Here is an 11,301-nt window from a genome sequence, read left to right as displayed (position 1 = left end):
TCCGCGCCTCCAAGCCGGCAAGCCGCTCAAGCAGCTCCACGACGGATGGCGTTCCGGACACCCCACCATGATCCAGACCAGACGGCGCAGGTCAAACCAACCCGCCGACGAGCACCTGATCAGTCACTTTTTGCGGAGCTTCTCGGCCAGGGCGGCATGGGTCGAGTGTGGAAAGCCCGCGACAAGATGCTGCAGCGGGACGTCGCCATCAAGGAAATCGTTCCGCCGCCCGGGCTGACCGAGGAGGCCCGGCAGGAATTGCGGGTACGGTCACTCCGGGAGGCGCGGGCGATCGCGCGACTCGACCACGTCAACGCCGTCCGGGTCTTCGACGTCCTGCTCGGCGGCGGAGGCGACCCGTGGATCGTCATGGAGTACGTCCCGTCCCGCTCGCTGGACGAGCAACTCGCCACCGACGGCCCCATCCCGCCGGCCCGGGCCGCCGAGATCGGCCTCGGGGTGCTCGGCGCGCTCCGGGCCGCCCACCGGGCCGGGATCATGCACCGCGACGTCAAACCGGCCAACATCCTGCTCGGCACCGACGGCCGGATCGTGCTCACCGACTTCGGCCTGGCCACCGCCACCGAGGACACCAACCTCACCCTCACCGGCATCGTGCTCGGCTCACCCGCGTACGTCTCACCGGAGCGGGCGATGACCGGCACGGTGGGGCCGGAGGGAGACCTCTGGTCACTCGGCGCCACCCTCTTCGCTGCGGTCGAGGGTCAGTCGCCGTACGCCCGGCCGTCGAGTCTGATGAGCCTCACCGCGCTCGCCACCGAACCGCCGCCGGTGGCGCGGCACGCCGGCCCGCTGGCGCCCGTGCTGGCGGGCCTGCTCCGCAAGGACCCGGCCGAGCGGATGGACGCCGACACCGTCGAGAAGCTGCTCCGCCAGGTGGCCTCCGGTGCCGTACCGGCAGTGGCGACCGCCCCCGGCACCCTGGCGTTGACCGCGGCGACCGTCGAGGTGCCGACCACGCTGCCGACCACGACCCGGCCCACCGGGGCGACGTCCACCGACGGCGCCGCCCGGGTCGAGCTGCGGTACGTCGACCCGCCGCTGCCCACCACCCGGTACCCCACCCCACCGGCCGGTACGCCGTACCCCGGAAGTGCCGGTACGTCGCGCCCGGCCCCCGCCTCCGAACCGACGCCTGCCGGGTCGGCGGCGACGGGCTTGGCGGCGACGGGACCGACGCCAGCCGGACCGGCCGGCGGGACGGGGCGCGAGGTGCCCTCCCGGCGGCTGCGCCCCGCCTGGCTGGTCGGTGCGGTGACCGTCCTGCTGCTGGTACTCGGCATCGGGATCGGCATCCCACTGGCCACCCGGCAGCCGGACGACGACGCCGGTCTCTGGGCGGAGTCACCGAGCGGCGCTCCGGAACCCGCACCGACCGATCCCCCCGGCGCCGGGCCGAACGGCGGAGCACCGGCCCAGCTGAGCTGGTCCACCTACCGGGATGCCAGCGGATTCAGCCTGCCCGCACCGAAGGAGTGGCAGATCGTCCGGCGCAACGGCCGGGTTGAGTTCCGGGAACCGGACGGAGACCGGGTACTCGTGGTCAGCCGGACGAACACCCCTCGTACGGACCCGGTGGCCGAGGTGACCGCGCAGGAGAAGACGCTGCCGTCCGACGGCACGTACCGGGACTACCGACGGATCCGGATCGTCGCGGTGAACTACCAGCTGAGCGCCGCCGACTGGGAGTGGCAGCACACCAACGGCAGCGACCAGGTGGTGCACGTACGTCAGCGCACCTTCGTCACCGGGAAACAACAGGGCTACACCATCGTCTGGTCGACCCCCGAGTCCTCCTGGTCCACCAGCGAGGGCGCGTTCCGGAAGGTCGTCGACGGCTTCCGGCCGGCGGCGGGAGTCGACGGCGGTCCGGGTGACGGCAACGCCCCGCCGACGACCGCGCCGGCGGACCCGCCGCCGGTGAAGCCGAGCAACTCGCCCCGGGTCTCCGGCTACCAGCTCGTCGGCGTGGCGAGCAACCGGTGCCTGGACGTCGCCAACCCCGACTCGGTCGACCCGGTCTGGCTGCGGCTGTGGGACTGCGGCGACGGTCGGGCCCGGAACCAACGCTGGACCTTCCAGTCCGACGGCAGCATCCGGCTCGGCGGCCGGTGCATGGACGTCCTCGCCGCGTCGGCCAGCAACGGGGCGACGATCCAGCTCACCACCTGCAACAACACCCCGGCCCAGAAGTTCACCCTGAACAGCCAGCGCCAGCTCGTCAACGCGCACAGCGGGATGTGCCTCGACGCGCTGGACGAGGGCTCCGCGAACGGCACCCCGATCCAGCAGTGGACCTGCAACAACGGTGCGCTGCACCAGAAGTGGACCCGCCGCTGACGCACGCTCCCGCCCCGGCGGTGCCGCCGGTAGGTCTCAGCTCTCGGCGCCAACCAGCCACTCCAGCACCGCCGGGGTGGCGTCGAAGTGGCCGGCGTGCCCGACGTCGGGTCGGGTCCGCAGCTGGGCGCCGGGGATCCGGGCCGCCAGCCAACGGCCGTGGCTGACCGGCACCGCCGCGTCGAGTTCGCCGTGCCACAGTCGTACCGGTCGGCTGATCGTCGCCGGGTCGAAGCCCCACGGCAGGCCGAACAAGGCGAGTATGTCGCCCGCCCAGCCGGCGGGCCCCGGCCGTACCGCCTCGGCGAACGCGGCCCGGAGCATCGCGCCGATCTCCGGGCGGGCGAGGATCGCCTGGTCGGTCGGGGGCAGCAGGGCGAGCGGATCCACCGCACCGGTGGTCGCGGCGAGGTGTTTCTCCACCGCCTCGGCGCCCTGCAGCGCCGCCTCGGCACTGGCCCGGTTGCCGTCCATCATTCCGTCCGTCCACTCCAGACCCTCGGCGTCCCGGGGTGCGAGGCTGGCCAGCACGGCGGCCCGGACCACCCGGTCGCCGTGTCGGGCGGTGAACGCCAGCGCGTGCGGCCCGCCGCCGGAGACCCCGAAGAGCGGAAAACGGTCCAATGCCAGCGCGTCGGCGATGGTCGCGATGTCGTCGGCCGCGTCCACCACCCGACGTCCCGGCTGTGGTGTGGAACAGCCGAAACCCGGCCGGTCGTACGTGATCAGCCGAATCCCGAGCCCGCCGAAGAGCTGGTCGTCGGGGTGGCGGGCGAGCCGGCTCATCGGGCTGCCACAGACGTAGAGGACCGGGGTGCCGTCCGGGTCGCCGTACTCCTCGACTGCCAGCATCCGACCGTCCGCGCTGATCACCGTCTGCATGGTCCCAGCGTGCCGGACACGGTGACCGAAACCTAGACGCTGTCAGCGAACATCCGGCCGGCCGCTGGGGACCAGGGCCTCGGCGGTGGTGAGGAACCGCCGGCCGTGCTCCCGTGCACCGAGCCGCAGCAGGTACCGGCCGGTGGCGACCCGTTCCAGGTAGGACCACTGCCAGATGGCGGTCTCGTCGACCCCGGTTCAGTCGGCGACCAGCCGGGTGCAGCGGCGGGCGACCGCGTACGGATCCCCGGCGAGCAGCTGCGGACACCAGTCGCGGAGCACCACCCCGAGGTCGTACGCCGGTTCGGCGAGGAAACCGTCCGGGTCGACGAAGACGTACCCGGATTCGGCTCCGGGGCGCGGGTGTGGCGACCGGTCCATGGCCGGGCCGAGGGCCTCCATCAGCAGGGCATGCCGGATGACGTCGTGGGCGAGGACCGGCGATCCGGTCAGCCGAGCCAGACCGGGGTGCCGTCGACAAACGGCCAGCTGATCCGTTCCGCCCTCAGCTCCTCGGCCAGCTCGCGGACGTACGCCAGCTCGGCCGCCAGGACGGTGCGCCGGTACTCGGTCTCGATGGCGAACAGCCGGGGCAGGAAGCTGGCGACCTGGGCGATCTCCGAATCGAGAGCAGTCAACTGCTCCTCCAGCCGCGCGACGCGGGTGGTCAGCGCGGCGACCGCGTCCGCCGGGCTGAGGTTCGGCAGGAACGACAGCGCGGCGGGAAACTCCGGGTACTCCGGCGCCGGGGTCGACAGCATGGCGCGCAGCCACTCGGTCAGCGTCGCCCGGCCGGCGTCGGTGATCCGGTACATCGTGCGCTCGGGCCGGTTGTCGGCGCGTTCAGTCGACGAGATCTCCGCGAGGCCGTCCCGGACCAGGCGCTGGATGGTCTGGTAGACGCTGTTGCGCTGACTCACGTTGACCACGTCGTCCTTACGACGTTCCTTGATCAGCTGCTGCATCCGGTACGCGTGCATCGGCTCCTCGACGAGCATCGAGAGCAGGGCGAGGGCGAGAACCGAGCGGCGCGGTGTGGACACCCGTCGAGCCTAACGTTGACACGACCATAGTCATAAAATGTATAGTCATTCCATGACTACAACCCGGTCGGCACCCTCCACCGACACCCCCCATCACCCCGACCCGACGGCCCGACGACTCGCCCTGGGCGCCATACTCGGCCCGGTCCTGTTCACCCTCAGTTGGCTGATCCTCGGCTTCGTGAACACCGGCTACACCCTGTTCGGCCACCGGTTCACCGACTACTCGCCGATCAGTCAGCCGATCAGCGGTCTCGGCATGGGCGCCACCGCGCCGTACATGAACACGGCCTTTGTCGTCACCGGCCTGATGCTGGTCGCCGGCCTCGTCGGCGTCTTCCGCGCCACCACCACCGCCGGGTGGTCGGTTCCGCACCGCACCGCCTTCGCACTGCTCGCCTGCAGCGGGGTGGGTCAGGCGGTCTGCGGGATCTTCGACCTCGAAGCGGTCATGCCACACACGCTGGGTTTTGTCCTGGCGCTCGGCGCCCCGATCGTCGGTTTCCTGCTCGCCGGCCTCCACCTGCGCCGCGTCCCCGGCTGGCGACGGTTCGGCAACTGGCTACTGCTCGGCAGTCCGCTCACCCTGGCGCTGCTCGTCGGCTTTTTCCTGGCGTTCCAGCCCACCGCCGACGGCGCCGAACACGGCATCGCCGGGCTCGTCCAGCGCGCCGGCATCCTGGAGGTCCACGCATGGTTCGTCGCGATGGGCCGGCTGGCGTACCGACGCCGGTGACAGCCCTGCCGGACCGCCACCGGGCACCCGTCCGCCAACCACCGTGATCATGCGGCGCGACATGTCGTACGTCAGATGAATCAGCCGAACGACGCCACCTCTCACCCGATTCGACATTACCCTGGTCATCGATCGAGGTCGATGCTATGAATTGGTTGGTCGCCGGGAGACCAGCCAGGGCAGCGCCACCTCCACCGTTCAGGGCATCGACGTCATTTGGGGAGAACAGTACATGGACGAACATCAGGACGGCTGGCTGCGAGCCCGGTGGCGGCGTCCGGCGAGAGCCGCCCTCGGCGCGGCGACGACGGTCACCGGAATCGTCGTACTCGCGATCGGGCTCACCGCCGGCCCGGCCGCCGCCGGCGCCAGGCCCGCCGAGAGCGACGCAGCGAATGCCCCGTCGGCCGTCGCAGCAGAGGCCAGCGTCAGCCTCGCCGCAGGTTCCGCACACACCTGCGCGATCCGTACCGACGGAGCGCTCCTGTGCTGGGGCAGCAACTTCAGCGGGCAGCTCGGCGACGGCACCACCACGAACCGGACCACCCCCGGACCGGTCGGCACGGCCACCACCTGGGCCGGCATCGACGCCGGCACCAGCTACACGTGTGGGGTGCGGACGGACGGCACGCTCTGGTGCTGGGGCTACAACCGCCGGAGCCAACTCGGTGACGGCACCACGACGAACCGGACCGCTCCGGTGCAGGTCGGCACCGCGACCACCTGGGCGAGAATCAGCGCTGGCGACAGTCACGCCTGCGGCATCCGGGTCGACGGCACCCTCTGGTGTTGGGGCTACAACCGCAACGGGCAACTGGGGGTCGGCACCTCTGTCACCACCGCCAGGACCCCGGTCCAGGTCGGTACCGCGACCACCTGGGCGAACGTCACGACCGGCTTCGCACACACCTGTGCCACCCGTACCGACGGCACCCTCTGGTGCTGGGGTGACAGCTCGAACGGCCAGCTCGGTCTCGGCATCCTGAGCTACCGGACAACACCGTCGCAGGTCGGCACCCTGACGTCGTGGGCCGGCGTGACCGCCGGATACGCCCACACCTGCGCCACCCGCACCAACGGCACCCTCTGGTGCTGGGGCGAGAACGGGTACGGGCAGGTTGGCGTCACCGGCGGCGTCCAGACCTCACCGGTCCAGGTCGGCAGCACCACCACTTGGACCAGGGTCAACTCCAGCCAGGACTCGTCGTGCGCGCTGCGTACCGACGGCAGCCTGTGGTGCTGGGGCAACAACACCGCCGGCCAGCTCGGCGACGGCACCACGACCCACCGGTACGCCCCCACCCGGGCCGGTACCGCCACCACCTGGAACACCGGCTTTGTCGTCAGCCACCACACCTGCGGGCTCCGTACCGACGGCAGCCTGTGGTGCTGGGGCAACAACACCGCCGGCCAGTTGGGCGACGGCACCACCACCCAGCGGTCGGCGCCGGCTCAGGTGACCCTGTAGAGCTGACCACCACCCGTACCAGTTTCTGACGCCATGCCGTCGACCTGCGCCGCTGACAGTTCTCGCGGCGGCCAGGTCGACGGCATGACCATGAACGGCCCCGACCCGGGTGGAGGTTGGTTCAGTTCGTCAGCGACCGGAGGGTCTTGTCCAGCGTGCTGAAGACGACGTCCGAACCGCCGTCCCAGCCGGGTGTCGGATCGGGCTGACCCGGCGCCGGCGCCCAGAGCCACCAGATGTTCTGCCAGGCATCGAGCATCCTGCCGAGCGTCGACTCGCCGTAGAACGGCGTCGGCTCGGTGATGGTGGTGGCGCCGTGGGCGTTGGCCCGCCGCAGCACCGTCGCCACGTCGCGGACCCACACCTGAAGCAGACCGGGCCGCGCCGGCCAGCCGTCGAGCCGGTCGGCGACCATCAGGTCGACGCTGCCGAGGCGCAGTTGGGCGTGGATCAGCTTGCCGTCGGGCATCGGGGTCCTCGCCTCGGCGATCTCCGGGACGTCGAAGACCTCGGAGACGAAGCTGACGAAGCCGGCAGCATCGTCCACGATCACAAACGGGTTGAGCACGGCGCCGGCGTCGGGAACCGACCGCTGCGGTAGCAGCACTTCACTGTTCATGCCGGGCAGCTTCGCAAGGATTCCGGTCAGATCCTGACCGCTGCCGTCAGCTGTTTCGAACCTGGGCCCCACCCATCTCTGGCATCTTGAAAAAATTAAGATCTACTTGTTGACACCTTGAAAATCTCAAAGTACAAATGAACTACAACAAGCCAGGGAGGCCGAGGGTGGAGTGGCAGGAGCTGACGGAGCTGACGCGTGGGCAGCCGTTTGTGGTTGAGCGGGTGCGCCTGGCCGGCAGCGGCGTCGCGATCGAGGGTCAGTTCGAGCCGCCGCAACTGGCCCAGCTCGGCGTCGACGACCAGGTGTTCGTCGCCGCGTTCGTCCGCGCCCACGGCTCGATCAAGGAGATGGAACGGATCTTCGGGGTGAGCTACCCGACGATCAAGTCCCGACTCAACCGGATCGCCGAGCAGCTCGACTTCGTCGACACCGACCCGGCCCCCACCGGCGCCGACGTTGTCGACCGCCTGCGTCGGGGCGAGATCAGCGTCCAGGAGGCACTGGCCGAACTGGAGAGGTCGCGATGATGCCGCAGCTGGTGACGTACCGCCAACGTCGTCGCAACGGCCGCTGGCTGCGGCTGTACGTCCCGGTCCTGCCGGTGATGCTGGTGCTCTCGCCGCTGCTGCTGCTCGTCGGGTTGGCCGGACTGGTCGCCTGCGTCGTCTTCCGGGTCAGCCCGGTGGGCGCGCTACGCGGCACCGGGCGCCTGCTGTGCGCGCTGCCCGGCACCCGGTTCGAGATGGAGTACGGCCGCACGGCCGTGCTGGTAAGCGTCAGATGACTCAGAGGGGAAGTGCGAAGATGAACGAGCAGCGTCGCCAGATCCTGCAGATGCTCGCCGAAGGAAAGATCAGCGCGGACGAGGCCGAGCGGCTGATCGACGCCCTCGCCCGGCAACAGCCCGAGGCGGCAGCTAGCACCACATCCACCCCGAAATCCCGCCCGAAGTACCTGCGGGTGGTGGTCAGCTCGGAGGACGACTTCAGTGGCGACGGGGCGGGTCGAATCAACATCCGCGTCCCGCTGCAGCTGCTGCGCGCCGGGGTCCGACTCACCAGCCTCGTCCCTCCGCAGGCACTCACCCAGGTGAACGCGCAGCTGCACAAGTCCGGGGTGCCGATCGACCTCACCCAGCTCAAGCCGCAGCACCTCGATGACCTCATCGAGCACCTCGACGAGGTCATCGTCGACGTCGACCAGGCCGACGCCAAGGTGCAGGTCTTCTGCGAGTGACGTTTGCGACGGCCAGTTGAAGGAGGGAAATCGACCTCACCGAGCTGCTGGCATGGATCAGCAGGGCCGCCGCCGATGCCAGATGTGACCTCCCATCTCCGGGTCGACATTCGCACGGCCACTACGCGCGGCTGTCGCCCCCCACTCGGAACCCTTCGAGGTAGCCGGGTGACGACAAGCCGGCTGTACCACCGCGCCGGGAGAGTCGCCGGAAGAAACTGAGGAACCCGGCGACTCCGAACGCCCACGAGGCGGACTTCGCCCCTGGTTCCTCGGCAACGAAGACCGGATGCGTGTTGGTACCGGCGCCGCGCAGCAACATCTGCACACCCGCCGCCCTGGCCGCTTCCCAGTAGCGCGGGTCGGTGTCCTGAAGAGCGAGGTCGATGAGCATGTTGCCGACGCCGGCGCTGCCACAGCACTGGACCGCGACACTCACCCTGGGGAGGAAGGTCGTGCAGACATCCGCGAGGTGGCCGGCGAGGTCGGCCAGCTCCGCGTCGTCCAGGACACGCCCGGCGTACCACAGGGTCTGGGTGATGCCACTGAGACCCTGGCACCAGGAGACGGCGATCGAGGCCGCGCGCGGTCCGCCCATCCGCTCGGCCAACGATCGTGCCCGCCGGGCGAGCACCCGGGCACGGTCGGCGCCCTCGGCCAGCAGGACGTGGTCGTCGAGGGCGGTACCGACGCCGAGTAACAACTCCGTCGTACCGGCGAGGCCGTGTGCCCGGCCGGCCGACTGCTCGACGGCGGCCGGTGCGGGCAGCGGATCGTCGTCGGTCCTCGCGCCGGAAACCGGTCGCCGCAGTACCCACTCCGCGCACCGCCGGGCCACGGCGAGGTGCGCGGGATCGCCTGTCGCGCGGTGCAGCAGCACGTGGCCGAGCCCGACTCCGGCCGCGCCGGACGTCAGGTCCTCCTCCACCGGCTCCCAGTCGCCGGCGGGCAGGTGCGGACCCGGGTATCCCGGCCCGGCGTCGAACCCGTGCCGGCGGGCGGACGACAGGAACAGGTCGACGCCGGTACGGCCCGTCATCAGCCCGGGTGGCAGGTCGATCGCGGCCAACGCCTGGACGGTGTACGGCACCAGGTCGCGGAGGCAGTCGGCGACCCCCGGCTGGTCCACGTGCTCCAGCAGTTCCAGGCCGATCCCGGCGGTTCCGTTGTAGACACTCGCGTCGACCAGGGTCGACTGGCCCACCGGACCGGCCATCATCCGCCGGGTCTGGTCGAGTAAATCCGTGAGCAGGTTGCCGGTGATCTCGGCGGCGAGTTCCGAGGTGACCACTGGTGGGGCGGGAAGTGCTCGGGACGCCGCGCACCGCTGGGAGGTCTCGGCGGCGGCCAGTCGGCGTACCGCAGCCCGCGCCAGGTCGCCGTCATCACCGAGCAGGTCGACGATGGCGCCGATGACACCCGACGGCCGCACACCGTGGCGTGCCCGGATCGACTGTAGGGCGCGTTGCCGGGGAATCTCCTGGTCATCTCCCACGATGACCGGCGGCAGGGCGTGCGCGGCGAACAGCAGGGTCATGCCGAGCGCGTGCAGGTCGTCGGTGTCCAGCGGCGGCTCGTCACGGAACTGTCGCGCCGGTGCGTACCCGGGCGTGCCGCCGGGCACGTGCAGGCCGTCGTGGCGGGCGAGGCCGAAGTCGATCAGCGTGACCCGGTCGCCGTCGATGACGATGTTGCGCGGGGTGAGATCGCGGATCAGGACACCACGCCGGTGCAGGGACAGCACGATGCCGGCGAGGGACTCGGCGAGGCGTTCGAGATCGCGCCCGCCGTCCGACCCGCCGAGGGTCTCCCGCGACAGGTACGGGCCGTCGAGTATGACGCTGTCCACCAGATTGCGTCGGCCGGCGTCACTGGTGACCAGGTACTCGTCGGCTCCGTGTCGGAAGTGGTCGACGAACCGGGGGACGCCCGTCACCCCATCGAGTGCCTGCAGGACACGCCGCTCGTTGCGGAGCCGCAGCCGCGTGTCGGCGCCCCCGTCGTGCTCGTCGACGTGCGCCCTGGCCTGCTTGATCACGACCGTGCCGCCGTCTCGCTCGTCAACGGCCCGGTAGACGTTGCCCCGCCCTGACTCGTAGACGCCGGCGACCACCCGGTAGTGCTCGCCGAGCCGCCTCGACTCCCGGGCCGCCTCCGGGGCGGCGTCACCCCGCTCGCCGGTGAACGGGTCGATCGTCCAGCTCGGCTGCCGGTACCGCAGCGTCGCCAGCCCGCCGAACTCCTCCCCGTTGGGGCCGTGAATCAGCGCGACCAGGCGCCCCTTCGAGTCGGCGGACCACGAACTGACAAAGGGGCCGTACCGGTAGTAGATCGGTGCGGCCGGATCGATCGTCCGGTCGCTGAGGACCCGCGGTCCCTGCTCCCCGCGCAACAGGTCCACCAGCCGGATCCCCAGCTCGCGCACCCGGCGCTGGTCCGGATAAAGGGTGAACGCCTTACCGACGGACGCCGGTGCACTGATACCGTCGTTGAGCTGGGTGAGCACCCGTCGCGACCGGGCCAGCTTGAAGGTGCACCCCTCGGCGAGCAGCACGGGGACGAGTCGTTCGACCAGCTCCGGGAATGTGGCCGCCCGCGCGGAGATGTGGAGCTTCCAGCCATGCTCGGGCAGTACCTCGCCGTCCGGCCTGAGCATCAGCCAGGTGTGATCGGACCGGAGCTGGTAGCGGATGCCTGCGTTGTCGCGGACCGCGCGTTCGACGCGGCATTCAATCTCGTTGTCAGCCACGTCGAACGCCCGGGTCTGGCTCTGGATCATTTCGCTTACTAGGACGACCGGGTGTGGATAACGGTCCAGGTAGCGGAGATGCAGCAACCCACGCAACGGGTCCGGTCCTGCTCGGTGTGGTAGCCGTCGGTGAACTCCAGGTCCGGCTCAGGTACGCTTGCGCCCGCCTCGCGGGGTTCCAGGGACAACAGTGCGTTCATGGTA

12 protein-coding genes are annotated in these 11,301 nt (G+C 70.5%); 6 read left to right on the top strand and 6 right to left on the bottom strand.

Going from position 1 to position 11,301, the window contains the following annotated elements:
• Nucleotides 1-45: 45 nt before the first annotated feature.
• Nucleotides 46-2,361, top strand: coding sequence for an RICIN domain-containing protein (locus ABGB21_RS35710; protein WP_347681592.1), 2,316 nt, complete (start codon nucleotides 46-48; stop codon nucleotides 2,359-2,361).
• Between the two features lie 36 nt (nucleotides 2,362-2,397).
• Here ABGB21_RS35710 and ABGB21_RS35705 read toward each other — a convergent pair whose 3' ends face one another.
• From ABGB21_RS35705 to ABGB21_RS35695, 3 genes are all read right to left on the bottom strand, one after another.
• Nucleotides 2,398-3,243, bottom strand: coding sequence for an alpha/beta hydrolase (locus ABGB21_RS35705; RefSeq protein WP_347681590.1), 846 nt, complete (start codon nucleotides 3,241-3,243; stop codon nucleotides 2,398-2,400).
• 198 nt (nucleotides 3,244-3,441) lie between these two features.
• Complete coding sequence (locus ABGB21_RS35700; RefSeq protein ID WP_347681588.1) at nucleotides 3,442-3,645, bottom strand: hypothetical protein; 204 nt, start codon at nucleotides 3,643-3,645, stop codon at nucleotides 3,442-3,444.
• Nucleotides 3,646-3,692: 47 nt separating this feature from the next.
• Nucleotides 3,693-4,286, bottom strand: a complete 594-nt coding sequence (locus tag ABGB21_RS35695) for a PadR family transcriptional regulator (RefSeq protein WP_347681586.1) — start codon at nucleotides 4,284-4,286, stop codon at nucleotides 3,693-3,695.
• A gap of 52 nt (nucleotides 4,287-4,338) precedes the next feature.
• Here ABGB21_RS35695 and ABGB21_RS35690 point away from each other — a divergent pair, with 52 nt between their 5' ends.
• On the top strand, nucleotides 4,339-5,022 hold the full coding sequence (locus ABGB21_RS35690; RefSeq protein WP_347681584.1) for a DUF998 domain-containing protein: 684 nt from the start codon (nucleotides 4,339-4,341) through the stop codon (nucleotides 5,020-5,022).
• Nucleotides 5,023-5,254: 232 nt separating this feature from the next.
• Nucleotides 5,255-6,490: a hypothetical protein gene (locus ABGB21_RS35685; protein ID WP_347681582.1), complete on the top strand. Its 1,236-nt coding sequence runs from the start codon at nucleotides 5,255-5,257 to the stop codon at nucleotides 6,488-6,490.
• A gap of 121 nt (nucleotides 6,491-6,611) precedes the next feature.
• Here ABGB21_RS35685 and ABGB21_RS35680 read toward each other — a convergent pair whose 3' ends face one another.
• A complete protein-coding gene (locus tag ABGB21_RS35680; protein ID WP_347681580.1) occupies nucleotides 6,612-7,109 on the bottom strand; it encodes a VOC family protein in 498 nt (165 codons plus the stop codon).
• A gap of 167 nt (nucleotides 7,110-7,276) precedes the next feature.
• On the opposite strand from ABGB21_RS35680, the gene ABGB21_RS35675 reads away from it, so the two are divergent.
• The 3 genes from ABGB21_RS35675 to ABGB21_RS35665 are packed head-to-tail and all read left to right on the top strand — an operon-like array spanning nucleotide 7,277 to nucleotide 8,348.
• A complete protein-coding gene (locus ABGB21_RS35675; protein WP_347681578.1) occupies nucleotides 7,277-7,639 on the top strand; it encodes a DUF2089 domain-containing protein in 363 nt (120 codons plus the stop codon).
• A complete protein-coding gene (locus ABGB21_RS35670; protein ID WP_347681576.1) occupies nucleotides 7,636-7,896 on the top strand; it encodes a hypothetical protein in 261 nt (86 codons plus the stop codon). The genes ABGB21_RS35675 and ABGB21_RS35670 overlap by 4 nt, the downstream gene beginning before the upstream one ends.
• Before the next feature lie 20 nt (nucleotides 7,897-7,916).
• Nucleotides 7,917-8,348, top strand: coding sequence for a hypothetical protein (locus ABGB21_RS35665; protein ID WP_347681574.1), 432 nt, complete (start codon nucleotides 7,917-7,919; stop codon nucleotides 8,346-8,348).
• Nucleotides 8,349-8,469: 121 nt separating this feature from the next.
• On the opposite strand, the gene ABGB21_RS35660 is transcribed toward ABGB21_RS35665, so the two are convergent.
• Both ABGB21_RS35660 and ABGB21_RS35655 read right to left on the bottom strand, forming a co-directional pair.
• On the bottom strand, nucleotides 8,470-11,127 hold the full coding sequence (locus tag ABGB21_RS35660) for a lanthionine synthetase LanC family protein (protein WP_347681572.1): 2,658 nt from the start codon (nucleotides 11,125-11,127) through the stop codon (nucleotides 8,470-8,472).
• Nucleotides 11,128-11,135: 8 nt separating this feature from the next.
• Nucleotides 11,136-11,297, bottom strand: a complete 162-nt coding sequence (locus tag ABGB21_RS35655) for a hypothetical protein (RefSeq protein ID WP_347681570.1) — start codon at nucleotides 11,295-11,297, stop codon at nucleotides 11,136-11,138.
• Nucleotides 11,298-11,301: the final 4 nt, after the last annotated feature.

The sequence above is a fragment of the Plantactinospora sp. B24E8 genome (assembly GCF_039871735.1).
Lineage (GTDB): Bacteria > Actinomycetota > Actinomycetes > Mycobacteriales > Micromonosporaceae > Plantactinospora.
The sequence above is the reverse complement of the archived record's forward strand: the minus strand, read 5'-3'. Positions and strand labels throughout refer to the sequence as shown.

Excerpts from the sequence above, each read along its gene's own strand:
- ABGB21_RS35710 (WP_347681592.1), top strand. The coding sequence starts at position 46 with ATGGCGTTCCGGACACCCCACCATGATCCAGACCAGACGGCGCAGGTC.
- ABGB21_RS35705 (WP_347681590.1), bottom strand. The coding sequence starts at position 3,243 with ATGCAGACGGTGATCAGCGCGGACGGTCGGATGCTGGCAGTCGAGGAG.
- ABGB21_RS35700 (WP_347681588.1), bottom strand. The coding sequence starts at position 3,645 with ATGGAGGCCCTCGGCCCGGCCATGGACCGGTCGCCACACCCGCGCCCC.
- ABGB21_RS35690 (WP_347681584.1), top strand. The coding sequence starts at position 4,339 with ATGACTACAACCCGGTCGGCACCCTCCACCGACACCCCCCATCACCCC.
- ABGB21_RS35685 (WP_347681582.1), top strand. The coding sequence starts at position 5,255 with ATGGACGAACATCAGGACGGCTGGCTGCGAGCCCGGTGGCGGCGTCCG.
- ABGB21_RS35680 (WP_347681580.1), bottom strand. The coding sequence starts at position 7,109 with ATGAACAGTGAAGTGCTGCTACCGCAGCGGTCGGTTCCCGACGCCGGC.
- ABGB21_RS35670 (WP_347681576.1), top strand. The coding sequence starts at position 7,636 with ATGATGCCGCAGCTGGTGACGTACCGCCAACGTCGTCGCAACGGCCGC.
- ABGB21_RS35665 (WP_347681574.1), top strand. The coding sequence starts at position 7,917 with ATGAACGAGCAGCGTCGCCAGATCCTGCAGATGCTCGCCGAAGGAAAG.
- ABGB21_RS35660 (WP_347681572.1), bottom strand. The coding sequence starts at position 11,127 with ATGATCCAGAGCCAGACCCGGGCGTTCGACGTGGCTGACAACGAGATT.
- ABGB21_RS35655 (WP_347681570.1), bottom strand. The coding sequence starts at position 11,297 with ATGAACGCACTGTTGTCCCTGGAACCCCGCGAGGCGGGCGCAAGCGTA.